The organism is Phyllobacterium lublinensis, assembly GCF_020164435.1.
GTDB classification, from domain to species: Bacteria; Pseudomonadota; Alphaproteobacteria; order Rhizobiales; family Rhizobiaceae; genus Phyllobacterium; species Phyllobacterium lublinensis.
On sequence record NZ_JAIUDQ010000001.1, the window covers coordinates 574259 to 598383 of the forward strand.

Sequence of the window (24125 nt, forward strand, 5' to 3'; positions counted from 1 at the left end):
GCACCAGGGATTTGCTATTTCGAGGGCCAATATGGCTGTCCCATTGATTTTTGCGCTCAAGGCAAGTAAAGGGAGCGACCAGTCGGTAAGGGTGCAATTTCTTCCGCAACTTTGTGCCATGTTTTGTGATACAATCCATGCTGCAGTTTGAGAGTTGAGTTAGAAATAAAGCAATAAAAACAATACGGATGGCAGGAGGTAAACGACTTCATCCGTACCGGAAAGCCACGATGGCATAAAGTTTTTCTCCCGCAATTTGGCAGCCAAGCCGGAAACGGCGGGATAAATGTTAAAAAAGTGAAGGTTTGGACATGCAGGTTACTGAAACGCTCAATGAAGGGCTGAAGCGCGAGATCAAGGTCGTTGTTCCGGCCAAGGATCTGGAAGCAAAGCTTTCCGAACGCCTCCAGGGCGCTAGCGCCAAGGCACGTATCAACGGCTTCCGCCCAGGCAAGGTGCCCATGAGCCACCTGCGCAAAATGTACGGCAAGTCGTTCATGGCTGAAGTCGTCAACGAAATCCTGAGTGATTCCTCGCGTTCCATCCTTGCTGATCGCAATGAAAAGTCGGCGACGCAGCCGGAAGTCGTCATGACCGAGGACGAGAAGGAAGCCGAAAAGGTACTGAGCGGCCAGGCCGATTTCGAATTCTCGCTGAACTACGAAGTTCTGCCGGCTATCGAGATCAAGGACACGTCGAAGATCAACGTTGTTCGTGAAGTTGTCGACGTCACCGACGAGGAAGTCGAGGAACAGGTCAAGCGCGTTGCAAGCTCCGCCCAGTCGTTTGAAACGAAGAAGGGCAAGGCTGAAAACGGCGATCGCGTCACGATGGATTACCTCGGCAAGGTCGACGGCGTTCCATTCGATGGCGGTGCCGACAGCGACGCAACGCTGGTTCTCGGTTCGGGACAGTTCATTCCTGGCTTCGAAGATCAGCTGATCGGCGTCAAGGCCGGTGACGAAAAGCAGATCAATGTAACTTTCCCGGCAGAGTATGGCGCGGCTCACCTTGCTGGCAAGGATGCAACCTTCGACATTACCGTCAAGGAAGTTGCCAAGCCCGGCGAACTCGAAATCAACGACGAGACGGCCAAGAAGCTCGGCATCGAAAGCGCCGACCGTCTGCGGCAGGTCATCCGCGAGCAGATCGAAAGCCAGTACGGCACATTTACCCGCCAGAAGGTCAAGCGTCAGATTCTCGATGCTCTGGACGGCGAGTACAAGTTCGAATCGCCGGAGCGCCTGATCAACGCCGAGTTCAACAACATCTGGGCACAGATCGGCAATGATCTGCAGGAAGCCGGCAAGACCTTCGAAGACGAAGACACGACGGAAGAAGAGGCCCGCGAAGAATATCGCAAGCTGGCCGAACGCCGCGTTCGTCTCGGTCTCGTTCTTTCGGAAATCGGCAACAAGGCCGGTATCGAAGTAACCGAGGAAGAACTGCAGCGCGCAGTTTACGATCAGGTTCGCCGCTATCCGGGCCAGGAACAGCAGATCTATGAATTCTTCCGCAAGACGCCGGAAGCCGTCAACAATTTGCGCGCTCCAATCTTTGAGGAGAAGGTCGTCGACCACCTCCTTTCGAGCATCAATGTCACTGACAAGAAGGTGACAAAGGAAGAGCTGATGGCGGACGACGAGGCTGATGCCAAGTCCGAAACCAAGAAGCCTGCCAAGAAGGCTGCGCCGAAGAAGGCCGCCAAGAAGAAGACCGACGACGAGGCATAGGCCTTCGCACGAAGTTGAAAAAAGGCTGCTGCAAAGCGGCCTTTTTTTGTGCCAGCTCTTATGCGCTGCCAACCCATGCTGGGGCTAATAGGCCCGCGCCAATCGAACCGCCGCACGTACGATATCGGTGTTATCCGCCGCCATCTTCCCCGAGGGCAGCAGATTGCCGTCTTCCAGTCCGATGCGGCTGTCGTAGCTGCGCGCCATCGCCTCCCTGAACATTGGCCATGCACTCGCTCCATCGCCATGCAGCAAGACAGGAAGTTTGATCCGGCCGCGCTCGAGCACGGCTATGATGCCAAGTGCAGCTGCAAACCCTTCAGCAATATCCTGTTCGTTGATCTCGATCAGGACGCGAAGGCATTTTTTGGTATTGGGCAGGCTCACGAAACGCTCGGCATCGCTGATGGACCAGATACCGGCCTCAACGCCAATACCCAGTCCAAGGGCCAGTGAAATGACCTCGACGGCATCTTCCTCGACCAGGTTGACCGACACGTAATCGGGCAGGACCTGCCACTGTTCCATAGGCTTCTGGCGTGCCCTGCCGCCTGGCGGAATGCGCCAATGGGTGGAAAGGCCCACGGGTACACCGGGAACGTTGCTGCGGATCGCAAGCAGTGCCTTGGCGACATCGTCCGGCTCCAGGCTTTCCTGACCATCTGCACTGCGCGGATGGATGTGCAACTCGCTAGCGCCGGCTGCGACCGATCTGCGGGCGTCGCTCGCAATCTCTGCCGCCGTGAAGGGTACCATTGGGTGGAAGTCGCGTGTTCGTCCGCCGTTCAAACAGGCTTGCAACATGGTTCGCACTCCGATCGCTCCTGAAGCGGCAATCATAGCGGATTTGTTGCTGACAGCGATATGTCATGATCAAGACCGAAGGAGCGGCAATTCGGGCCGCTCCTTCTGCCGCTGATCATGCCTTGATGGGAATCCAGACCTCCAGGCCGCCATAGCCGGTTCGCGGGTCGAATTCCGGACCATAGCGCTCGAAATTCGGTGCATCAGCGACCTCATGCCCCGATTCGGGCAGGTACTTGCCCCATATGGTCATCATCGTGCTGCGGATGGTCGAGATATGATCCTTGTGCGTGAAGACCAGATATTTCTGGCCCGGGATGCGCACCCGGCTGAACTCCCCGGGAAGGTCGGAAAAGTCGGTAACCTCGACCCCGGCAATGTAATCGAAATTGTTTTCGTCGTCGCTGTTGCAGCACACGCCATAACAGACATCGCCAACCTGACCCGATATGTGGCCGACATGAGGGTTGAAGCGTTGCCATTGCGATGGGATTGCCTTGCTGGTCTCGCAATTGTATCGCGCACCGATTCCAGCAACGAGCATCGCTTTGCCGTCGACGATGCGCGGCGCTTCAATATCCATAATAAACGATTCGTCCATTTTGAGTGGCTCCACCAATGGGATGTTTTCGACATGGCCCTGTGCACGCAGTTGTTCGGGGGTCAGTCCGAACTGGTCGCGAAAGGCCCGGGTGAATGCTTCATGGGAGTTGTATCCGGCGGTAAGAGCAACACAGAGTATATCGGGCGCACCGCTGCACAGAGTCTTCGCCGCTTCCGTCAGACGGCGGCCCCGTAAGTAACCGCTAACCGAACGACCAGTGAAAACAGCGAATGCGCGTGACATGTAGAAGCGCGACAGTCCGGCCGAGGCCGCGATGTCGTCCAATGTAATGCCTTCGGCAAAATGCCCTTCGATAAACCAGATCGCTTTTTCAACCGGATTCATACCAATCTCCCTTCAAGCACGGCACCGATTAAAAAGGCTTTGGGGCGGCGGCATTTGATTGTTCTTGCTGTCGCTCAAAAAAGTTTGAGACCCTTGAGACTGGCATGGCCATTCTTCCCGATGATGATGTGGTCGTGCACGACAATGCCCATCTGGGCGCCGATGCTCGCAATGGTCTTGGTCATCTCGATATCTGCCTTGGAAGGCGTCGGATCGCCGGATGGATGATTGTGCATCAGGATTATGGCGCTGGCCGACAGTTGCAGTGCCCGCGCTATGACTTCGCGCGGATAGACTGGCGTATGGTCCACTGTCCCTATTTGCTGGACTTCATCGGCTATCAGCGCATTCTTTTTGTCAAGGAAGAGGATTCTGAACTGTTCGCGTGGTTCATGCGCCATGGCCGCAATGCAATAGTCCATGACCTTGCTCCAGGAACTCAGCATTGTCTTTTCGCGGATATCGCTGCGGATCATTCGCTGGGTAAGCGCAAAGACGAATTTGAGATCGAATGCCGTGACCCGCCCGCAGCCCTTGACCTCCATCAAAAGGTGCTCGGGCGCCCCGAGCACTTCTGCAATTGAGCCAAAACGGGCGAGAAGCGCCTTGGCGAGGGGTTTGGTGTCGCCCTGCCTGATTGACCGGTAGAGCAGCATCTCGAGCATTTCGTAGTCGGCGAGCCCCTGGTGACCCACGTTCTGGAACCGCTCCTTCATGCGTTCACGATGACCAAGGTAATGCGGCGGTTCACCCTCGGGCTCGGATTTCGGTTGGGCGTTGCGCGGAGCATCGCCAGGCTCAACGGCTGGTTGTTTGGTGGAGAGTTTTGTGGAGGTCTCGTTGAGGAAGAAAGTCTTTTCTGGCTTTTCTTCACTCATCGAGCCCGCTTTCCTATCCGAGTTTCAAACCTGGCGCGAACAGGCCGGCCGGTGAGAGAGTGAAAACTTCACAGCCATCATTCGTGACCCCGACGGTATGCTCGTACTGTGCCGTCAGCGAGCGGTCTCGCGTGACGGCGGTCCAGCCGTCAGCGAGAACTTTCACGTGCGGGCGGCCGAGATTGATCATCGGCTCGATCGTGAAAATCATTCCTTCGCGCAGTTCGACGCCTTCATTGAGTGTACCGTAGTGCAGGATGTTCGGCGCATCATGGAACAGCTGGCCGACGCCGTGGCCACAGAAGTCGCGGACGACGGAGCAGCGCTCCGACTCGGCATAGGACTGGATGGCGGCGCCTATCGCACCCGTGCGGGCACCCGGACGAACTGCGGCTATGCCACGCATCAGGCATTCGTGGGTGACTTCCATCAATCGTTCCGCTGCGCGCTTGATGTCGCCTACAGGGTACATGCGACTTGAATCGCCGTGCCAACCATCGAGAATATAGGTTACGTCGACATTGACGATGTCGCCGTCACGAAGCGGCTTGTCATCGGGAATGCCGTGGCAGACCACGTGGTTGATCGAGGTGCAGCTCGATTTGGTATAGCCGCGATAGTTCAATGTCGCGGGCAGGGCGCCGTTATCGGCTCCGAACTCGTAGACAAAACGATCGATTGCATTGGTGGTCACGCCTGGCGCGACGATCGATGCTAGCGCATCCAGACAGCGGGCCGTGAGCTGGCACGCCTTACGCATGGCCTCGAACCCCTCAGGGCCGTGAAGCCTGATCTGGCCGGTGTTTTTAAGTGGCGCGCTATGCGCGTCGAGATAAGTGACCATTTCAAAGTCCGCTTGGCATCAATCTATGATCGGCATCGTGCTGACTGCAGCGATGCCATTGGGTGTGATGTGGCATTTTACGGCGTAAGCTTCAACCCCGCGCCGTGTGGCCCGTTCAAACGCAGCGGCATAAGCTGGATCCAGATCGCCGCAGATTTTCAAACAGTCGCAATCTGCGCGCTGGATAACATAGAGCATAACGCTACGATGCCCACTTTCGACCATGTTGCCCAACTCGTCCAGATGTTTTGTACCGCGCGCCGTGGGAGAATCGGGAAATTCAGCGAGGCCCGACTGCCGCGAGAAATGCACGTTCTTCACCTCGACATAGGCGCTGGGGCGGTCGGGAGCGTGCAAGAGGATGTCTATGCGCGAATTGACGCCATATTTCTGCTCCCGTTTCAGTTCGGCGTAGCCACTCAACGGGGGGAGCAGGCCTGACACAATGGCCTCTTCTGCAATGCGATTGGGAAGACCGGTGTTGATACCAACCATGGTGCCTTGCGCCTCCACCATCTGCAGTGTGTGTGGATATTTGCGCTTCGCGCCATCGGACAATGACAGCCAGACCCTGATCCCAGGGTCGGTCAACCCCAGCATTGAGCCAGTATTGGGAACAGAACTGACGATGGGGCTGCCATCGTCAAGGATCACGTCCGCCAGGAAGCGTTTGTAGCGCTGTACCAAACGACCGGTGACGAGGGGGGCTGTGAAGATCATGGATCGTATTTAGCGAGTGCCTCGTTCCAGAACAATCGATGGATCGTTTGCGTCGCATAAAAAGAACCTGCCTTAGAAGGCAGGTCAATTTGCTCTGGGGTGGGAGAATCGGGCCCGGGTGGAGGTTGAACCGAACCCTGCTGCCGCAGACGAAAGTCGCAGCAGTAATTTATGATAGGTCAGCTCATGATTCTGGTCGCATAACTTTGTCTAACAAGCAGTGACAAAGCTTGAAAACACTGGGCTGTCTTATTGCGGAAGTCTGTCACATTCTATGCGCAGGGACGAAACTCATCAGGAGGATACATGATGAAACTCAAGTTTTTCGTACCGTTTGTTGCAGTCGCTGCATTTGGCTTGGCAGCTTGCGACAACAAGCCAGCAGAGGGTACGGCCACGCCGCCAGCCACGACAGCCGAGCCTACGACACCTGCACCCGCCCCGGCTACACCTTCTCCGGATCCGGCAAAACCGGCGCCAGCCAACTAGGCGAATCAAGGCGAAATACATGCGGCCGGCTCGCCCAGAGCTGGCCGTCTTCGTTGGCCGGTCACACGATCTCGCGTGAACATCGCACCACAAAGCTCTGATTATTCAGGAAGAAAACCTGGTACGCCCAAGGGGAATCGAACCCCTGTTTGCGCCGTGAAAGGGCGCCGTCCTAACCGCTAGACGATGGGCGCCGCTCGGTTAAGCGGCTTATAGTGAAACAGTTTTTGCGCCGCAAGCCCATAAAGCATTCTTTTTTTGAAAAAGTGAAATTTGTTGGATTCGCAACCGGACGTATTGGGCCGTCTGTCACGGGTGTCCGCCATGATGTTGGATCGATCAGGCCCGTCCGCGCGAGCAGCGCCAGTTCCAGTCACGGCGAGGACCAATGTCCACGTGAACTGATTCGGTGTGGCAATAGGTACCAACACCTCCACGGCCCTGCATCGAGCGGGCAAAACTGGCCAGTTCCCACTTGGAGATCCCGGGAATCTGAATATCGGCCGCGGCACAGGACATGTGCAGGGAGGCCTTTGCGCCATTGACCAGGCGGTTGTAGGGCGGGCTCCGATAACCTGACGTGACGATCACCGACTTGCCATAGCGGCGTTCAAGGGTCTTCAGGATGCCAACAAGCTGGGGCTTGAGACAAGCCACCTGAACGCTTTCGCGCTGCACCTTGAGGCCATTCGGCGCGAGACGGGCAAGACCGGCCGCAGATGCAAGAATCACTGGCGCCGCCGCGGCCTCGACATCATCGTCGTCGTACAGACTGTCGCGTTGCATGATCTGGATGCCGGCATTGGGCCGGACGCCAGGCAATGACGACAGGTGCTCGGTCTTGCCGGCAAAAGAATCGGCCGATGGAAGCGCCGACGCCGTCTGAACAGCGGCCTCAGAGGCCCGCAACCTCGGCTGGGATTTTGGCTCGATGACTGCAACCTGACGGTTAGCCGCCGATCTTCCCTGATTGTTGGAGAAAAGCCGGAGCAGCGCTCCATTGTTCTTGCCGGCTGGCTTGTTCACAGCGGCGACAGGCTGTTGGCTTGATGCGACCTCGGCGGCCTTCGCGTCAGCAGTTTTATCCTTGTCGGCCTTTTGGGCGGCAGGCTGCTGCGTCTCCTGCGCGTGTGCCGGCTGTTCGGCAGGTTCGGCTTTCGCGGAACCTCCGAACAATGACGTTCTTGCCGGTGCTGCGGCTGCAGTTGCGGCGCTGGCTACCTGTTGCGATTCGGCGGGCTTTGCTGCGCCGCTGAATCCGAAAAGTGAGGTTTTGACCTGAGACTTGTCTTCGACAGTGGTTGCGGGCTGCTGGTTTGCAGCCGTTGTTGCTCCTGCGGCCTTAGGGTCGGCCGGTTTGGCAGCGGCGTCGTTGATTGCCTGGAGCGCATTCGTTTCTGTGCTCCCGGCCAGTGCAAGTGCCTGGGTGGAAACGCTCTGATGTCCGCCAGATGGCAGCGAAGCATCCGCAGTCTGTTTTGCGTTGCCTGCGGGTTCGTTTTCAGCGGCGGCATTCAGGGCAGAGGTGACGCTGGGGGTTGGTCCAGTCGATGTGCAGGAGGTTGCAGCCATTGCGGCGATGGCAATGACACACGCTACCGTGCTCGCCCGTAGGGCTGAAACTGACGCTGGCAGTATGTTCAACGATTCCCCCGTCTCGTCTTTCCCGGTCCCCAAGATGTTCAGTCCGGTGCGCTTTTGTAAGAGCAGAAAAGCTCGCGAAGTTCTATTGAAGTGCAAATAACACTGGCACAGAGACGCCAGAGTTAATGAACTTTTGTCGGCTGCACAAGCCTTGAAGTATACCTAGAATGAGGCAAAAACGTGATTGGCCACTTTCTTGCCATTGTCATTAAATCTTCTTTGTAACTTTCAGCGAACTTTGACGTGTATTTTCACACACGTACGCGCACGTAAGTTCCCGGTGCATCGGCCAGCGTCTCGATGTTGTTTTCACCGGGCTTGCGTGCCAGAACCCGTGTCTTATCCTGCGATTCAATCCACTTTTGCCAATGATGCCACCAGGATCCCGGATGTTCGCTCGTCTTGGCCAGCCAGGCGTCAAATGCGCCAACAGGCTTGCCACCGGTCCAATACTGGTACTTGTTCTTTGCCGGCGGATTGACCACGCCTGCAATGTGGCCAGACCCTGCGAGCACATAGGTAACTTCGCCGCCGAAATACTGGCAGCCGGTGAAAACCGAGAGGGCTGGCGCGATGTGATCTTCCTTGGCGGCAAGGTTATAGATCGGTATCTTTACATCAGCGAGCGACAGGTTCTCGCCCGCAAGCTTCATAGCCCCACGCACGAGATTGTTGTCCAGATAGCAATTGCGCAGGTAGTAGGAGTGGTTGGCAGCGCTCATGCGCGTTGCATCCGCATTCCAGTACAGGAGGTCGAATGGAACAGGGTCGCGGCCGCGCATGTAGTTGTTGATGACGTACGGCCAGATGAGATCGCCGGAGCGCAGCATGTTGAAGGCGGTCGCCATGCGCGTACCGTCAAGGTAACCCTCGGCTGACATGGCATTTTCGAGTGCCCGAATCTGATCCTCGTCAACGAAGACCTTCAGATCGCCGGCATGGGTAAAATCCACCTGCGTCGTGAAAAGCGTCGCGCTCTTGATGCGGTCTTCGCCTTCCCGGGCAAACAACGCCAGCGCAGCGCTCAAAAGGGTTCCGCCGACGCAATAGCCGATGGTGTTCACGGCCTTTTCGCCGGTCGCTCTCTCGATCGTGTCCAGACCGAATCGCAAGCCCTCATTGATGTAGGCTGACCAGTCTTTCGTCGCGTGCCGCTGGTCGGGGTTTACCCACGAGATGACGAAGACCGTGTGGCCCTGGTCTATGGCCCATTTGATGAAGGATTTTTCCGGGTTGAGGTCGAGAATATAGTATTTGTTGATCCATGGCGGGCAGATCAGGAGAGGGCGCTTCAGCACCTGCTTTGTCGTGGGCTCGTACTGGAGTATTTCAGCGACATCGCTGCGTGCTATCACCTTGCCGGGCGTCGTTGCCACATTCTCGCCCAGCGCAAACTTCGTCAGGTCGGATTGGCGCAGGCGTAAATCCCCGCCGCCGGCAACGATGTCCTCCGCAAGCATTTTCATGCCCCGGACCAGGTTTTCGCCGTTGCTCGCGACAGTTTCCTTGTAGAGTTCCGGATTGGTCAGCAGAAAGTTGCTCGGCGAGGCCGCGGTCGTGATCTGCTTCACATAGAAGGCCGCCTTGTGCCGCGTGTGTTCGTCAAGCCCTTCCGTGTTCTCGACCAGTTCGCCAGCCCAGCGCGCTGTCACGAGATAAGCCTGCTTGAGAAAGTCAAAGAAGGCGTTCTTGCCCCAATCCTCATCGGTGAAGCGCTTGTCGCCCTGTTCTGGCTTTGCCACGTCGTCGACCTCTTCACCGCCCATGCGGCGTATGGAATTGGACCAGATGGCCATGTAGCTGGAAAAAAGCTTCGTCTGCGCTTCGAGCGCACGCCCCGGCTCGGACAGCCAGTATTCCGACACTTTGGTGAGCGTCTTCACCACGTCGGTGACGGGATCAGCAAGCGTGTCTCGCTTGAGGCCCTTCTCCCGGGGTTCCACCCAGGCGGATGCGGCCTTGCCGGCCTGCTCGATCATATGGGCAACGTTGCGTGCAAAGGCCTCCGGGTCTTTGACCACATAATTATCAAGGTTTGGCGTCTTACCGCTCTTGCTGCCTTGATTGTCCATATAATAGCGTCCTCCCGATCAGCATTATTGACATGATATCATAGGTTGGTGCTATCCCTCTAACGTGCAATTGTTATCGCCTTTATGAAATCGTTTTCCGCAGTCAGGACACACAATGAATTTTCCGGTCATTACCATCATGCGCTCGTGGGTTGCTGCTGCTTTAATGGCTAGCCTGACTGCTTGTTCCAACACGACTACGGCTCCAATGTCGAATTCGCCATTGACCGGGCCGGTCAATACGGGGACCTATCCACATTTCACGCCCGATCCCAAGGGTGAGACCGCCCAGTTCACGCCCGAACAGAAGCAGGCACTTATCGACCGGACCAATGCTGCGAAAGCCGGTCAGGCCGGTCCTTCATCGGACCCGGCGGTGGCTGCTCGCCGCCAGGCGGAGATGCAGTTGCTCAAGCAACAGCAGGAAGAGGACCTTAAAACAATCGAGCACAGGCAATAGCACCTACCGAGAGGCTCCTGCACACATGACTGGAAGCGCGGCCAACCTTATCGGAAGGCTGTTGCGAAGCTTTTCTGGCCAAGTACTTTACGCCGGGCAAATCTGCATTTAGAAGTCCGTCCCGCCGGAACAGGTCCGGTTGTTAAACACCACCCGCAATCGTTGGCGGGACTGGATAGGAGAAAATTGATGTCGCAAGCAGTTGCAAAAACTGTCTCCATGCAATTTCCCGATGGCTCGAAGCGCGAATATGACGCCGCAATGACCGGTGCGGAACTTGCCGAATCGATTTCCAAATCACTCGCAAAGAAAGCCGTCGCCTACGCTGTCGATGGCGTGGTGCGTGATTTGTCAGACCCATTGCATGCGTCGGGTACAATCGAGATCCTGACGCGTGAAGATCCCCGGGCGCTGGAACTGATCCGTCACGATTGTGCGCACGTCCTTGCCGAAGCGGTCCAGGAACTTTTTCCCGGAACGCAGGTCACCATCGGCCCGGTTATCGAGAACGGCTTCTACTACGACTTCGCCAAGAACGAGCCCTTCACGCCTGACGACCTTCCGGTGATCGAGAAGAAGATGCGCGAAATCATTGCGCGCAATAAGCCTTTCACCAAGGAAATCTGGTCGCGTGAAAAGGCGCGCAAGACCTTTGCCGAGAAGGGCGAGACCTATAAGGTGGAACTCGTCGATGCCATCCCGGAAGGTCAGGATCTCAAGATCTACCGGCAGGGCGATTGGTATGATCTTTGCCGCGGTCCGCACATGGCCTCGACGGGCCAGATCGGCAGTTCCTTCAAGTTGATGAAGGTTGCCGGAGCCTATTGGCGCGGTGACAGCAACAATCCGATGCTTAGCCGCATCTATGGCACGGCATTCACCAATGATGCGGACCTGCAGTCCTACCTGCACATGCTCGAGGAAGCGGAAAAGCGCGACCATCGTCGCCTTGGCCGGGAAATGGACCTGTTCCATTTCCAGGAAGAGGGGCCCGGTGTTGTTTTCTGGCATCCGAAGGGATGGCGGATGTTCCAGAGCCTGGTGAGCTATATGCGGCGCCGGCTGGACAGCCATGGCTACAGTGAAGTCAATGCACCGCAGGTTCTCGACAAGTCGTTGTGGGAGACATCGGGTCACTGGGGCTGGTACCGCGACAACATGTTCAAGGTTACCGTTGCCGGCGACGAGACCGACGATGAGCGGGTCTTCGCGTTGAAGCCGATGAATTGCCCAGGTCACGTACAGATATTCAAGCACGGCTTGAAATCTTACCGCGATCTGCCTGTAAAACTTGCGGAATTCGGCAATGTCCACCGCTATGAGCCTTCGGGCGCATTGCATGGACTGATGCGCGTTCGCGGCTTTACGCAGGATGATGCCCACGTATTCTGCACGGATGAGCAGATGGAGGCAGAGTGCCTGCGCATAAACGATCTGATCCTGACGACCTATGCCGATTTCGGTTTTGAAGGCATCACGGTCAAGCTGTCGACGCGGCCGGACAAGCGCGTCGGATCGGACGAGCTTTGGGATCGCGCCGAAGAAGTCATGGGCAAGGTGCTCCGGACGATCGAGGCGCAATCCGGCGGCAAGATCAAGACGGCGATCAATCCGGGCGAGGGTGCGTTCTACGGTCCCAAGTTCGAGTATGTGTTGCGCGATGCCATTGGTCGCGATTGGCAGTGCGGTACGACACAGGTCGACTTCAATCTGCCGGAGCGATTCGGGGCCTTCTACATCGACTCCACGTCGGAGAAGAAACAGCCGGTCATGATTCACCGCGCAATTTGCGGATCCATGGAGCGGTTCCTCGGCATCCTGATCGAAAACTACGCAGGACACATGCCGCTCTGGTTCGCGCCGATCCAGGTTGTCGTGGCCACGATCACGTCTGAGGCCGATGAATATGGCAAGCAAGTCGCGAAAGAGTTGAAGGCTGCCGGCCTTCAGGTCACCACCGACTTCCGCAACGAGAAGATCAACTACAAGGTCCGCGAGCATTCGTTGCAGAAGGTACCGGTCATCCTGGTTTGCGGCATGCGCGAGGCGGAGGAGCGTTCGGTCAACATGCGGCGCCTGGGGTCACAGAGCCAGACATCGCTTTCGCTGGACGATGCAATCCGTCAGCTTGCTGAGGAAGCAACGGCACCGGATCTCATCCGCTTGGCGGCGGAATAGGCCCCACACCCATGACAGCGTGATGGTTTCATCACGCTGTCACATGGATGCGAGAGAATTCAAAGATACTTAGCCTTAACCGGGGTTGCGCGTGCAGTTTCCAGAACTTTCATATGCCAATGACTCGCAGACCCGACTGACCCAATGGCTTATCCGTTCCATCGAAGGACTGTCGGGGCGCAACTACTATGCCGGGCTCTACAACACCTGGCGCAATGAAATTGTGCCTGCGGGCATTGATGTATTCCGCCGGATGATGGATCTGATCAATGTCCGCCTCGACATTGCGGATCAATGGCCCCCCCAACAGCTGCCCGACACGCCTTTGGTCATCGTTGCGAATCATCCCTTTGGCATTGGCGACGGCATTGCCGCACTGGCATTGGCTGAACAACTTCGCCGCCCGTTCCGCGTTCTCATCAACAACGATCTCCTTAAGGTGCCGGAGATCCGGCCCTATGCGCTGCCGGTCTGTTTTGACGAGACGAAGGAAGCGATGGCCATGAACATGGCAACGCGTCACGAGGCGGTGCGGTTGCTGAAGGAAGGTGTGACGATCGTGGTTTTTCCTGCCGGGGGTGTAGCCACCGCGCGCCGGGGCTTTGGCCGCGCGGAGGATCTGCCATGGAAAATTTTTCCGGCAAAGCTGGTACAGCAGGCGAAAGCCTCGGTCATTCCGGTGTATTTCGGCGGACAGAATGGCCGTTTCTTCCATCTTGCCAGCAAGGTTTCGATGACGCTGCGCATCTCCTTGCTGATCCGCGAGTTCCGCCGGCTGTCGGGGAAGGCAATTGAAGTGCACATCGGTCGCGTGATCGGCTGGGAGGAACTCAAGTCCTTTGATGACCGCAAACGCCTTCTCGAACACCTCTACGATGCGGTGTTCTCGCTCGCACCAAAAGCCCGCCAAGCGACTGCTATAGCAAGCAGACCTGTTGTTTAGTAGAGAACGCGGAGGGCCCTAATCGAGCGGTTCTTCGCCGCCTGCCGGTTGATCGGCAACGGCGGCCGTGCTCGCTCCATCCTTTGCCAGCACTTCGACATCCTGGTTCTGCCCGGCAACAACCTTGAAGTCGCGCTGGTAAATGCGGTCCTTGTTCTTGGCAATGATCACGTACTCACCCTCGGCCAGAACAATGGAGGCGAACGCCCCGACACTTTCACGCACAATGTCGCCTGAGGTGGTAAGCACCGACCAGGCCGTATCGGCCATGGCTTCGCCGCCTGCTTCGCGCACGAGTTTGAGTGTCAGCTGAGCAGCCCTGTGTTCGACATTGGCCTCGGTGAGTTTTCCGGCCTCGACGCGGATATCGGCGCGGATGACGGCATTCGCGGTGCCATAATTGGAAACGATCTGATAGGTACCCGTGTTGAGTCGAACAACGCTGTCGGGCTTCACATCCGGAATGATCAGGGCGCGCTCACCGTTGGAGTCCTCGTGATCCTCATAAATCGAGAATCGCAGTTGGTCGGGCGGAATGCGACCGCCGCCCGAAAGGACAGCGTTGAGCTTAACGCCACCGGCATCAAGGATCATCGTTTCACTGCGCTTGGCACGGGTCATTGTGATGCGCTTGGTCGCGCCGGCACGTCCGAAAGCCACATGCACGAGGTAGCTGCCCGGGGCCAGATTGAATGAAGTGGTGCCACCCTTCGCCGTCGCCAACAATGCCAGCTTGCCATCGTCACCTGCTTCGGGAGAAAAGACCCGCCAGACGAGGCCGCGTCCGACCGGATCACTCTCCTCGGAGAGTTTGGCCGAGAGCATCAGTTCGGGCTCGCTGATGATCGGATTGTTGGCTCGCGCCTTGGGATTGGCATATTCATTGAGATTAGGAATGCTGGGCAGCTCGACAGCGGGTGCCTGAGGCAAATCCGGCGCCAGTGCTTGCGCTCCTGCACGAGGCGCCGCGGCCATGAGACAGGCCAGCACGATAGCTCCAAGCGCTCGCTTGCCCATCACAGCCTTGCTGCCCGCATTAATATATTGATATGCACCCATGCGACGGTTTGATCCGAAGCCGATGGCAATTTCAAGGCTTTTTCTCAATGGCGCACCTTTACTTGGCGGACGAAACCACCACATTGTCCGCGCATCGTTATAACAGGATCACAGCTTCATTCCATGGATACGTCTGTTCCCCCTTCCGTCATCGAATTCTTGTCCACACGCAGTTCCACGCCGATTTCTGCAATTGGTCTTCCGGCGCCGTCGGATCGCGAAATCGAGACGATGGTGCGGATAGCGTCGCGCGTGCCCGATCACGGACGGCTGACGCCCTGGCGCTTCATCCTCTACCGGGGAGAGGCGCGCGAGCAGGTTGGCAGATATCTCGTCGACCTGGCAGAAGAAAGGGAAGGTCCACTGACGGATCAGCGCCGTGAGCAGGAGCTGAAGCGGTTTGCGCGCGCTCCACTCGTGATTGGCGTGGTCTTTTCTCCGGTGGAGCACCACATTCCGGAGTGGGAACAGTTCCTTTCGTCGGGTGCGGCGGCAATGAATCTGGTCCTTGCCGCCAATGCGCTTGGATATGCCACAAACTGGATCAGCAACTGGTACGCCTCCGATGAAAAGGGACGTGGGCTTCTCGGGCTGGCGCCGCAGGAACGTGTTACAGGTTTCGTCCACATTGGCACCTGTGCGCAGAAGGTGCCGGAGCGTCCACGTCCTGACATCAAGGATATTCTCTCGGATTATTCAGGTCCCTGGAAGGGCTGAACGAATGTTTTACAGGTACGAGGACGGTCACGGTTTGCCGCATGACCCGCTAAAGGCAATCGTGGCGCCGCGCCCGATCGGGTGGATTTCAGCCCGTTCGAAGCACGGTCAAGTCAATCTCGCGCCGTATTCGTTCTTCAATATGATCAGCACGAGGCCATGCCTCCTGATGTTTTCATCGGAAGGCCATAAGGACAGTGTGGCGTTCATCGAGGAGACAGGTGAGTTCGCCACGAACCTGGTCAGCGCGGATCTTGCCGTGCAAATGAACAAGACATCGGTCAATGCTCCGCGCGGAATAAGCGAGTTCGAGTATTCGGGATTGACTGAGGCCGATTGTACTCTCATTGGCGCGCCCCGCGTCGCCGAGGCCTATGCGACACTTGAATGTGTCCTGACAGACATCCAGAATCCAAAGGATCGCAATGGCAATCCGGTCAGCGCCTTCATGGTCATCGGTGAAGTGATCGGCGTTCACATCAATGAGGCGATCCTCACGAACGGCCTTGTCGATATCAGCAAGGCGCAACCGGTTTCGCGCCTGGGCTATATGGATTTTGCCTCGGTTTCCGAAACCTTCCGGATGTTTCGCCCCAAATGGGATCAGGGTCCAGAGAGACCCTGATCAGCCCGTTGATCTGGCGCGGTTCAAAAGCAGTTGGGCCCGCCGCAGATGCGGACGATCAAACATCTGCCCGTCGATACCGATGACTCCGGCGGACGGATTCTCCGCAAATGCTTCGACGATCCTTGTGGCGTGGGCAAGTGCCGCCGCGGACGGCGTGAAGGTGCGATTGATTATCGGGATCTGGGCCGGATGGATGGCAAGCTTGCCGGTGAAGCCATCTCGCTCCGCTTGTTCACATTCGCGCAGCAGGCCCTCCTCATCGCGGTAGTTGATGTAGACCGTGTCGATCGCTGCAACTTCGGCCGCCGATGCGCCAAGTATGGTTACGGCACGTGCCAGTCGAAACACGTCCGTATACCGGCCCGTGTCATCGCGGGGCGTGCGAGCACCGATGGCGGCGGACAAATCTTCCGCGCCCCAACTCAGACCAATCAGTCGTTCCGAGGCAGCCAGGTAACTCGCTGCCGACAGCGTGCCGATGGCCGTTTCGGTGATAATGGCGAGGATCTGGGTCGATCCTTCGGCAATTCCCGCACGGGCCTCGTGCACGTTGAGCTTGACTGAGAGTCGAGTTACGTCCTTGCCGCTATTGGATTTGGGCAGAAGAATACCGTGCGGCGTTGCAGGCATGACTGCTGCGAGGTCATCATCTGCAAACCCGCTCGCCAGATCATTTATGCGAACGAAGAGGCGCGGCGAGGGGCAATGGCGATTAGCGGCCAGGAAATCTGCCGCGATCTTGCGAGCTGTTTCCTTGTGATCTGCGCTGACCGAATCCTCGAGATCGATCAGCAGGACATCAGCCTCGCTTGACAGGCCCTTTTCCAGTTTCTTTTCCGAATCGCCTGGGACAAACAACAGCGAACGCATCAGGCCGCACCCTTTGATTTCATCATGGCTTGCCGCGTGCATTGGGCGACCAGCACCCCGAACTGATTGAATGCCCGGTGTTCAAATTCGACAATGCCCCGGTCGGGCTTGGACTTTGACCGCCTCACGGAAATAACTTGTGTTTCGACGCGAACCGTATCGCCATGAAACAGCGGCGCGGGGAATTTCACATCCGTCATGCCGAGGTTGGCGATCGTCGTGCCAATCGTCGTGTCATTTACCGAAATGCCGATCATCAATCCCAGCGTAAACAGTGAATTGACCAATGGTTTGCCCCATTCGGTCTTGCTGGCAAAGTCAAAATCGATGTGCAGCGGCTGGGGGTTCAACGTCATGACTGAGAACAGCATATTGTCGCTCTCAGTGACTGTCTTGCGCAGCGGGTGCTGGAATACGTGCCCGATCTCAAAGTCTTCCAGATGTAGCCCGGCCATGTGGGTATCGTCTCCTCGATGTTTTTGCGGCAGACTAGGACGGCTTGCTTCGTACCGCAACAACGGACCGCTCTGTCAGAACATGGTTAACCGGTATGGTGAACGGATCGTAAACCTTTTCACATTAAACTGGCGCACAAGTAGAAATGCGGGGGCGAACCAAGAATGTCGATTCAGCACTATCTGAAGATGATCGATAATGCGTCTGTTGCGCAGCGCTGCCATGCAGCGTCGGCATTGGCCCACATATATCTGCAAACCGAAATGGACACCGACGAGCGGTCCTCTACGGAGTCGGTATTGACGCTTCTTCTCGATGATCCTTCGCCCAAGGTGCGCCTGGCTCTGGCCGAGGCATTTTCGACGAGCGCCCATGCGCCGGCGCACATCGTTGCAAGCCTGGCACGCGATCAGATCGAGATTGCCACCTATATGCTGGGACGATCGACGTTGCTGAGCGATACAGATCTGATCGATTGTATCTCGGGTGGCAGTTGCGAGGCGCAGAAGATTATTGCGGGGAGGCCGAAAGTATCGTTCGCCGTGAGCGCCGCCATTGTCGAAATCGGTGAAACCGCGGCCGTATTGGAGCTGTTGGCCAACACCCAGGCACAGATCGCCGACATCAGTTTTCGCAGGCTGATCGAGCGACTCGGTCATGTTGCTGAAGTCCGAGCTCTTCTCGCCGAAAACGAGCGCCTGCCGGCGGATTGCCGCCATGCCTTGGCGATCCGCATCGCGGACGCTCTATGTCAGATGGATATGGTGATGGCCCTGATGGGCGAGCGGCGGGCAAAAACAGTGACGCAGGAGGCATGCGTGCGGGCGTCGATCAGTCTCGTAGCTGCGACTCCGTTCGAGGAATACCCGGCGCTCATCGAACATTTGCAACTTCGTGGCGATCTCACAACGGCGTTTGTGATCAGGATCGTGGCATCGGGAAAGATCGATTTCTTCGCAGCGGTCCTTGTTGCGCTCTCCGGTTATAACCTAGGGCGCATTCGTGGTCTGCTGATTGACGGGCGTGCTGCGGGGCTCAATGCGCTGTTCGGCGCGGCGGGTCTGCCGGACAGCACATACCGGTCACTTGGCGTTGCGCTTCACGCCTGGCGCGGTGTTGCCAGCGGCAAGCTTTCGATTGGAGCGCGTGAGGTCATCCTCCGGATGATCGAGCAGATTGCGCCTCATGATCGTGCAACAGGATCAGTTCCGCCTGCCGCCAATGATGACATGGTTTCACTTCTCAAGCGGCTCTATCTGGATGCGATTCGGGAAAATGCGCGGGAACAGGCGTCGGCAATTGCCGCTGCCTGACAGTCGCGAAGCGCCGTACATCCTCGTTTGATTACAAAATCAGTTCCGTGGTTGAATGATTAAATCGGCGCGTCGCGCCTGAACTGATGCATTATTGCTTTTTAGACCAAGACAGCGGATTGTATCTGTGTGTCTCTTCTGATGGAACTTCCAGTTATTTCAAACGGTTGTGCGAAGTATTTCAGACCGGCGCCGTCGCGTGTCGAGCATTTCAAAGAATAAGACAGTATTACTGACCTAATAATTTCATGCTAGAGTGTCGAACACGATATGTATGGTTGGGAGGTCTACAACATGTCCGATGGTCCCCTTGGTGAATTTGGTCCTCTTAGTCTGCATGTTCCCGAACCGGCAGTGCGGCACGGCGGCGAGCCGGATTTCTCCAATGTGAATATTCCCGAGGCTGGCTCCGTCCGGCGTCCCGAGGTCGACGTCAATCCCGAGGACATCAGGGATCTGGCCTTTTCGATCATTCGCGTACTGAGCCGCGATGGAGAAGCGGTCGGGCCATGGGCGGGTTTGCTGACCGATGATCAACTGATCGAGGGCTTGCGGCATATGATGACGCTGCGGACTTTCGATGCCCGTATGCAGATCGCACAGCGGCAGGGCAAGACGTCCTTCTACATGCAGCACTTGGGCGAGGAAGCAGTAAGCTGCGCCTTTCGCAAGGCGCTTGCCCCGGGCGACATGAATTTTCCGACCTATCGTCAGGCTGGCCTGTTGATCGCGGGGGACTACCCCATGGTCGAGATGATGTGCCAGATCTATTCCAACGAGCGCGACCCGTTAAAGGGCCGGCAGCTGCCGATCATGTATTCGTCCAAGGAGCATGGCTTCTTTACGATATCGGGCAACCTTGCCACCCAGTATATCCAGGCGGTAGGCTGGGCGATGGCATCCGCCATCAAGAATGACACAAGAATCGCTGCGGGCTGGATTGGTGACGGATCGACGGCGGAATCGGACTTCCACGCTTCCCTGGTTTTCGCCTCGACCTACAAGGCCCCCGTTGTCCTCAATATCGTCAACAACCAATGGGCGATTTCGACCTTTCAGGGAATAGCCCGGGGCGGGTCAGGAACATTTGCTGCGCGCGGGCTAGGCTTCGGCATTCCGGCACTGCGCGTCGATGGCAACGACTATCTCGCCGTCTATGCTGTCGCGCAATGGGCGATCGAGCGGGCTCGTCGCAATCTCGGACCGACATTGATCGAATACGTGACCTATCGGGTGGGTGCGCATTCGACGTCCGACGATCCATCTGCCTACCGTCCGAAGACCGAATCCGACGCCTGGCCGTTGGGTGATCCCATTATGCGCCTGAAGAATCATCTGATCGGGCAGGGAGCCTGGTCGGACGAGCGTCACAAGCAGACCGAAGCTGAAATCCTCGACACGGTCATTGCGGCACAGAAGGAGGCCGAGAGCTTCGGCACCTTGCATGCAGGTGGCAAGCCGTCGGCCCGCGATATGTTCGAGGGGGTATACGAAGAGATGCCGCCGCACCTGCGCCGCCAGCGCCAGCAGGCAGGAGTGTAATCATGCCGCGCAAGACAATGATCGAAGCCATCCGCGACGCGATGGATACCATGATGGAACGCGATGACAATGTCGTCGTTTTCGGGGAGGATGTGGGCTTCTTCGGCGGCGTTTTTCGCTGCACGCAGGGCTTGCAGGCGAAGTATGGCAAGACACGTTGCTTCGACGCACCCATCAGTGAGGCCGGTATTGTTGGTGCTGCGATAGGCATGGCCGCCTATGGCTTGAGGCCGTGCATCGAAATCCAGTTCGCCGATTATGTCTATCCGGCCTACGACCAGATCGTTTCGGAGGCGGCGCGCCTGCGCTACCGGTCCAATGGCGGATTTACCTGCCCGATCGTCGTGCGCATGCCGGCGGGTGGCGGCATTTTTGGCGGGCAGACCCACAGTCAGAGCCCCGAAGCGCTCTTTACGCACGTATCGGGATTAAAGGTTGTCGTCCCGTCAAACCCTTACGACGCCAAGGGGCTGCTGATATCGGCCATCGAAGACCCTGATCCCGTGATCTTCCTGGAGCCCAAGCGCCTCTACAACGGTCCTTTCGATGGTCATCACGAACGGCCGGTTACGCCCTGGTCCAAGCATGATCTCGGCGAGGTGCCGGACGGGCACTACACCGTGCCGCTTGGCAAGGCGATCAAGCGCCGCGAGGGTTCGCAACTGACGATCCTCGCTTATGGCACGATGGTCTACGTGGCTGAGGCGGCAGCGGAAGAACACGGAATCGATGCCGAAATCATCGACCTGCGGACGCTTCTGCCACTCGATCTCGAATCTATTGTCGAGTCCGTCAACAAGACAGGGCGCTGCGTCATCGTTCATGAGGCTACGATGACCTCAGGATTCGGCGCCGAACTTGCCGCGCTGGTACAGCAACATTGTTTCTACAAGCTGGAAGCGCCGGTTGCCCGTGTGACCGGCTGGGATACGCCCTATCCGCATGCGCAGGAGTGGGATTATTTCCCCGGACCGGTGCGCGTCGGTCGTGCCCTTGTCGAAACGCTGGAAGGTTGAGAGATAGGAGCAGACGATGGGTGAATATGTCATCAAGCTGCCGGATGTCGGTGAAGGTGTTGCGGAAGCCGAACTTGTCGAATGGAATGTCAAGATCGGCGATCTGGTGCGGGAGGACATGGTTCTCGCCGCCGTCATGACCGATAAGGCGACGGTCGAGATTCCGTCCCCGGTCGATGGCGAGATCATCTGGCTCGGCGGTGAAATCGGACAGGTGCTTGCCATCGGCTCGCCGCTCGTGCGCCTGAAGGTTGAAGGCGATGGGCACGCTTCCGAAGCGCAGCCGACCAAGCCGGCGACAGCGGAGGCACCCACGGCGCCCAAGGTCGAGACGAAGGCCGAGGCCCCGAAAGCACAGGAAGAAAAGCCGAGGCCCAGGCCGGTGGCTGCCGATACTGCGCCGATTGCTTCGCGCGCCTTCGGCGGAGGCGCGCCGCGCGGCGAGGGTGAGAAGCCATTGGCGTCGCCAGCGGTTCGGCTGCGGGCACGCGAGGCAGGGGTCGACCTTCGCCAAGTCGCGGGCACGGGGCCGGCCGGGCGCATCACCCATGAGGATCTCGAGGCCTTCTTTGCGCGCGGCGCGCAGAAACCGGGGATTGCAGCTCTTGCACCCGACACCTCGGTCAAGGAGGTCAAGGTCGTTGGGCTTCGCCGCAAGATCGCCGAGAAGATGGCAATCGCGAAATCGCATATCCCGCATATCACCTATGTTGAGGAGATCGATGTCACGGCGCTGGAGGAACTGCGCGGAACGTTGAACGCCAAGAAGCGCCCCGACCAGCCGAAGCTGACGATTTTGCCATTCCTCATGCGTGCTATGGTAAAGGCGATCGCTGATCAGCCCCACCTGAATGCACTCTACGATGACGATGCCAACATCATTCGCCAGCATGGCGGTGTACACATCGGCATTGCGGCACAGACACCAAACGGTCTGGTCGTTCCGGTTGTGAAGCACGCCGAAGCCCGGACGCTTTGGGATTGTGCCGCGGAGGTCAACCTGCTTGCGGATGCTGCCAAGACAGGTTCGGCCACGCGCGAACAACTCAGTGGTTCGACGATTACCATCACATCTCTCGGCAGCATGGGCGGTGTGGTGACCACGCCTGTCATCAACTACCCGGAAGTGGCGATTATCGGCGTCAACAAGATCATGGTGCGTCCGGTCTGGGACGGAACAAATTTCATCCCGCGCAAGATGATGAACCTGTCGTCAAGTTTCGACCACCGGGTGATCGACGGCTGGGATGCGGCAGTCTTTATCCAGCGGATCAAGACGTTGCTTGAAACACCGGCACTGATTTTTGTTGATGCGTGAGAATTGGGAGGGCTGATCCGATGAAAGATATTTCCTGTAAGTTGCTGGTCATCGGTGCCGGTCCCGGCGGTTATGTCTGCGCCATTCGTGCAGGCCAGCTGAATGTAGATACCGTCATCGTCGAGGCGGCCAAGGTTGGCGGGACATGCTTGCTGGTGGGCTGCATTCCATCCAAGGCGCTGATCCATGCGGCGGACGAATTCGCCAAAGTTGCGCATTTCGCGGCGCGGCAGACACCGCTCGGGATTTCCGTCGAACAACACGCCATCGATTTCTCCAAAACCATTGCCTGGAAGGATGGCATCGTCAGCCGTCTCAACAATGGCGTGGCCGGCCTGTTGAAGAAGGCTAACGTCAAGATCGTCACGGGCCGGGCGAAGTTCCGCGATGGCAAGACGGTCGAGGTGGAGACACTGACTGGTCAGCAGATCATCCGCGCTGAAAATGTCGTGATCGCCACCGGGTCGGCACCAGTCGAAATTCCGGCGCTGCCTTTCGGCGGCAACGTAATTTCCTCTACGGAAGCGCTGGCACTGAACGAGGTTCCAGAGAATCTGGTGGTCGTGGGTGGCGGCTATATAGGCCTCGAGCTCGGCACGGCCTTTGCAAAACTTGGCTCGAAAGTGACCGTTGTCGAGGCGTTGCCGAGAATTCTTCCGCAATATGATGCGGAACTGACGCGGCCAGTGTCGCGGCACCTTTCCGAACTTGGCGTCATGGTGCTGACCAACGCGAAAGCCAAGGGTATGAGCGCCAAGGGCGACGCCCTGTTGATCGAGACGGCAGACGGCAAGGACGACAGGATTCCGGCCGACAAGGTGCTCGTGACTGTCGGTCGCAAGCCGGTAACAACGGGTTGGGGCCTCGAGGAGATAGATATCGACATGGACGGCCGGTTCGTACGCATTGACGACAAGTGCCGCACGTCCATGCGCGGCGTCTACGCCATTGGCGACGTGACGGGGGAACCGATGCTGGCGCACCGCGCCATGGCACAGGGCGAAATGGTGGCGGAGATCATCGCCGGTGAGAACCGCAGCTGGGACAAGCGCGCCATCGCTGCCGTATGCTTTACGGATCCCGAGATTGTCTCGGTGGGCCTGTCGCCAGACGAGGCGAAGGAAGCGGGCCACGAGGTCAAGATTGGCCTGTTTCCGTTCGCCGCCAACGGCCGCGCAATGACGCAGGAAGGCGAGGAGGGATTTGTCCGGGTCGTCGCCGCTGCTGGCAATCACCTGATCCTTGGCATCCAGGCCGTCGGGCATGGGGTGTCGGAGCTCTCGGCATCGTTCGCGCTTGCACTCGAAATGGGCGCGCGGCTTGAGGATATCGCCGGAACTATCCATGCGCATCCGACGCAGAGCGAAGGCTTCCAGGAGGCCGCGCTGAAGGCATTGGGTCACGCGTTGCATATTTAGGCTGCTCAACCGAGTTGATTCAATATTGTCAAAGAACCGGGTGCGTTCTCCCCTTGCCACGCCCGCTTTCGCGC

Annotated in this window: 22 protein-coding genes and 1 tRNA gene; 12 read left to right on the top strand and 11 right to left on the bottom strand. The window is 57.7% G+C overall.

The features are described 5' to 3' along the window. Positions 1–311: 311 nt before the first annotated feature. Positions 312–1733, top strand: coding sequence for a trigger factor (tig, locus tag K9U38_RS02885; RefSeq protein ID WP_224492815.1), 1422 nt, complete (start codon positions 312–314; stop codon positions 1731–1733). Positions 1734–1817: 84 nt separating this feature from the next. Here tig and K9U38_RS02890 read toward each other — a convergent pair whose 3' ends face one another. The 5 genes from K9U38_RS02890 to sfsA form a co-directional block, all read right to left on the bottom strand. Then, complete coding sequence (locus K9U38_RS02890; RefSeq protein WP_224492816.1) at positions 1818–2537, bottom strand: 3-keto-5-aminohexanoate cleavage protein; 720 nt, start codon at positions 2535–2537, stop codon at positions 1818–1820. Positions 2538–2652: 115 nt separating this feature from the next. After that, entirely contained in the window at positions 2653–3486 is an 834-nt protein-coding gene (locus tag K9U38_RS02895; RefSeq protein WP_224492817.1) for an AraC family transcriptional regulator, read from the bottom strand. Positions 3487–3560: 74 nt separating this feature from the next. Beyond that, positions 3561–4364: a RadC family protein gene (radC, locus tag K9U38_RS02900; protein ID WP_224492818.1), complete on the bottom strand. Its 804-nt coding sequence runs from the start codon at positions 4362–4364 to the stop codon at positions 3561–3563. Positions 4365–4377: 13 nt separating this feature from the next. Continuing rightward, positions 4378–5208: a type I methionyl aminopeptidase gene (gene map / locus K9U38_RS02905; protein ID WP_224492819.1), complete on the bottom strand. Its 831-nt coding sequence runs from the start codon at positions 5206–5208 to the stop codon at positions 4378–4380. A gap of 18 nt (positions 5209–5226) precedes the next feature. Next, positions 5227–5928 (bottom strand): DNA/RNA nuclease SfsA, encoded by a 702-nt coding sequence (gene sfsA / locus K9U38_RS02910; RefSeq protein ID WP_224492820.1) that lies wholly within the window; start codon positions 5926–5928, stop codon positions 5227–5229. Positions 5929–6237: 309 nt separating this feature from the next. Here sfsA and K9U38_RS02915 point away from each other — a divergent pair, with 309 nt between their 5' ends. Continuing rightward, positions 6238–6417: a hypothetical protein gene (locus K9U38_RS02915; RefSeq protein ID WP_224492821.1), complete on the top strand. Its 180-nt coding sequence runs from the start codon at positions 6238–6240 to the stop codon at positions 6415–6417. 119 nt (positions 6418–6536) lie between these two features. On the opposite strand, the gene K9U38_RS02920 is transcribed toward K9U38_RS02915, so the two are convergent. The 3 genes from K9U38_RS02920 to K9U38_RS02930 form a co-directional block, all read right to left on the bottom strand. Then, positions 6537–6611: transfer RNA gene (locus K9U38_RS02920), tRNA-Glu, on the bottom strand. 145 nt (positions 6612–6756) lie between these two features. Beyond that, positions 6757–8061 (bottom strand): YcbK family protein, encoded by a 1305-nt coding sequence (locus tag K9U38_RS02925; RefSeq protein WP_224492822.1) that lies wholly within the window; start codon positions 8059–8061, stop codon positions 6757–6759. Positions 8062–8312: 251 nt separating this feature from the next. Next, positions 8313–10133, bottom strand: a complete 1821-nt coding sequence (locus K9U38_RS02930) for a PHA/PHB synthase family protein (protein ID WP_224492823.1) — start codon at positions 10131–10133, stop codon at positions 8313–8315. A gap of 115 nt (positions 10134–10248) precedes the next feature. On the opposite strand from K9U38_RS02930, the gene K9U38_RS02935 reads away from it, so the two are divergent. The 3 genes from K9U38_RS02935 (at position 10249) to K9U38_RS02945 (ending at position 13714) form a co-directional block, all read left to right on the top strand. Next, entirely contained in the window at positions 10249–10593 is a 345-nt protein-coding gene (locus K9U38_RS02935; protein WP_224492824.1) for a hypothetical protein, read from the top strand. 189 nt (positions 10594–10782) lie between these two features. After that, the gene (thrS, locus tag K9U38_RS02940) at positions 10783–12771 is read left to right on the top strand and encodes a threonine--tRNA ligase (protein WP_224492825.1); all 1989 of its coding nucleotides are present in this window, start codon (positions 10783–10785) and stop codon (positions 12769–12771) included. A 91-nt stretch (positions 12772–12862) separates the two neighbouring features. Continuing rightward, the gene (locus K9U38_RS02945; RefSeq protein ID WP_224492826.1) at positions 12863–13714 is read left to right on the top strand and encodes a lysophospholipid acyltransferase family protein; all 852 of its coding nucleotides are present in this window, start codon (positions 12863–12865) and stop codon (positions 13712–13714) included. An 18-nt stretch (positions 13715–13732) separates the two neighbouring features. Here the strand turns inward: K9U38_RS02945 and K9U38_RS02950 are convergent, their stop codons facing one another. Further along, on the bottom strand, positions 13733–14731 hold the full coding sequence (locus K9U38_RS02950) for an RgsD C-terminal domain-containing protein (RefSeq protein WP_224492870.1): 999 nt from the start codon (positions 14729–14731) through the stop codon (positions 13733–13735). Positions 14732–14896: 165 nt separating this feature from the next. Between K9U38_RS02950 and K9U38_RS02955 the strand changes: the two genes are divergently transcribed. Together K9U38_RS02955 and K9U38_RS02960 are read left to right on the top strand one after the other, a co-directional pair. Further along, positions 14897–15490, top strand: a complete 594-nt coding sequence (locus tag K9U38_RS02955; protein ID WP_224492827.1) for a nitroreductase family protein — start codon at positions 14897–14899, stop codon at positions 15488–15490. 4 nt (positions 15491–15494) lie between these two features. Next, on the top strand, positions 15495–16115 hold the full coding sequence (locus K9U38_RS02960) for a flavin reductase family protein (RefSeq protein ID WP_224492828.1): 621 nt from the start codon (positions 15495–15497) through the stop codon (positions 16113–16115). On the opposite strand, the gene K9U38_RS02965 is transcribed toward K9U38_RS02960, so the two are convergent. Together K9U38_RS02965 and K9U38_RS02970 are read right to left on the bottom strand one after the other, a co-directional pair. Next, positions 16116–16988: an HpcH/HpaI aldolase/citrate lyase family protein gene (locus K9U38_RS02965; RefSeq protein WP_224492829.1), complete on the bottom strand. Its 873-nt coding sequence runs from the start codon at positions 16986–16988 to the stop codon at positions 16116–16118. Further along, positions 16988–17443, bottom strand: a complete 456-nt coding sequence (locus tag K9U38_RS02970; RefSeq protein WP_224492830.1) for a MaoC family dehydratase — start codon at positions 17441–17443, stop codon at positions 16988–16990. Before K9U38_RS02970 ends, K9U38_RS02965 begins: the two co-directional genes overlap by 1 nt. Before the next feature lie 165 nt (positions 17444–17608). On the opposite strand from K9U38_RS02970, the gene K9U38_RS02975 reads away from it, so the two are divergent. The 5 genes from K9U38_RS02975 (at position 17609) to lpdA (ending at position 24051) form a co-directional block, all read left to right on the top strand. Then, on the top strand, positions 17609–18757 hold the full coding sequence (locus K9U38_RS02975) for a DUF2336 domain-containing protein (RefSeq protein ID WP_224492831.1): 1149 nt from the start codon (positions 17609–17611) through the stop codon (positions 18755–18757). 294 nt (positions 18758–19051) lie between these two features. Then, positions 19052–20299 (top strand): 3-methyl-2-oxobutanoate dehydrogenase (2-methylpropanoyl-transferring) subunit alpha, encoded by a 1248-nt coding sequence (locus tag K9U38_RS02980; protein ID WP_224492832.1) that lies wholly within the window; start codon positions 19052–19054, stop codon positions 20297–20299. A gap of 2 nt (positions 20300–20301) precedes the next feature. Beyond that, on the top strand, positions 20302–21315 hold the full coding sequence (locus K9U38_RS02985; protein ID WP_224492833.1) for an alpha-ketoacid dehydrogenase subunit beta: 1014 nt from the start codon (positions 20302–20304) through the stop codon (positions 21313–21315). Between the two features lie 16 nt (positions 21316–21331). Then, a complete protein-coding gene (locus K9U38_RS02990) occupies positions 21332–22633 on the top strand; it encodes a dihydrolipoamide acetyltransferase family protein (RefSeq protein ID WP_224492834.1) in 1302 nt (433 codons plus the stop codon). A gap of 20 nt (positions 22634–22653) precedes the next feature. Then, positions 22654–24051 (top strand): dihydrolipoyl dehydrogenase, encoded by a 1398-nt coding sequence (gene lpdA, locus K9U38_RS02995; RefSeq protein WP_224492835.1) that lies wholly within the window; start codon positions 22654–22656, stop codon positions 24049–24051. Positions 24052–24125: the final 74 nt, after the last annotated feature.

Coding starts and splice junctions, on each gene's coding strand:
- K9U38_RS02895 (WP_224492817.1), bottom strand. CDS start 3,486: ATGAATCCGGTTGAAAAAGCGATCTGGTTTATCGAAGGGCATTTTGCC.
- K9U38_RS02965 (WP_224492829.1), bottom strand. CDS start 16,988: ATGCGTTCGCTGTTGTTTGTCCCAGGCGATTCGGAAAAGAAACTGGAA.
- K9U38_RS02980 (WP_224492832.1), top strand. CDS start 19,052: ATGTCCGATGGTCCCCTTGGTGAATTTGGTCCTCTTAGTCTGCATGTT.
- K9U38_RS02955 (WP_224492827.1), top strand. CDS start 14,897: ATGGATACGTCTGTTCCCCCTTCCGTCATCGAATTCTTGTCCACACGC.
- K9U38_RS02915 (WP_224492821.1), top strand. CDS start 6,238: ATGAAACTCAAGTTTTTCGTACCGTTTGTTGCAGTCGCTGCATTTGGC.
- K9U38_RS02970 (WP_224492830.1), bottom strand. CDS start 17,443: ATGGCCGGGCTACATCTGGAAGACTTTGAGATCGGGCACGTATTCCAG.
- K9U38_RS02935 (WP_224492824.1), top strand. CDS start 10,249: ATGAATTTTCCGGTCATTACCATCATGCGCTCGTGGGTTGCTGCTGCT.
- map (WP_224492819.1), bottom strand. CDS start 5,208: ATGGTCACTTATCTCGACGCGCATAGCGCGCCACTTAAAAACACCGGC.
- K9U38_RS02975 (WP_224492831.1), top strand. CDS start 17,609: ATGTCGATTCAGCACTATCTGAAGATGATCGATAATGCGTCTGTTGCG.
- K9U38_RS02890 (WP_224492816.1), bottom strand. CDS start 2,537: ATGTTGCAAGCCTGTTTGAACGGCGGACGAACACGCGACTTCCACCCA.
- tig (WP_224492815.1), top strand. CDS start 312: ATGCAGGTTACTGAAACGCTCAATGAAGGGCTGAAGCGCGAGATCAAG.
- K9U38_RS02960 (WP_224492828.1), top strand. CDS start 15,495: ATGTTTTACAGGTACGAGGACGGTCACGGTTTGCCGCATGACCCGCTA.
- K9U38_RS02930 (WP_224492823.1), bottom strand. CDS start 10,133: ATGGACAATCAAGGCAGCAAGAGCGGTAAGACGCCAAACCTTGATAAT.
- thrS (WP_224492825.1), top strand. CDS start 10,783: ATGTCGCAAGCAGTTGCAAAAACTGTCTCCATGCAATTTCCCGATGGC.
- K9U38_RS02985 (WP_224492833.1), top strand. CDS start 20,302: ATGCCGCGCAAGACAATGATCGAAGCCATCCGCGACGCGATGGATACC.
- radC (WP_224492818.1), bottom strand. CDS start 4,364: ATGAGTGAAGAAAAGCCAGAAAAGACTTTCTTCCTCAACGAGACCTCC.
- sfsA (WP_224492820.1), bottom strand. CDS start 5,928: ATGATCTTCACAGCCCCCCTCGTCACCGGTCGTTTGGTACAGCGCTAC.
- lpdA (WP_224492835.1), top strand. CDS start 22,654: ATGAAAGATATTTCCTGTAAGTTGCTGGTCATCGGTGCCGGTCCCGGC.
- K9U38_RS02950 (WP_224492870.1), bottom strand. CDS start 14,731: ATGGGCAAGCGAGCGCTTGGAGCTATCGTGCTGGCCTGTCTCATGGCC.
- K9U38_RS02990 (WP_224492834.1), top strand. CDS start 21,332: ATGGGTGAATATGTCATCAAGCTGCCGGATGTCGGTGAAGGTGTTGCG.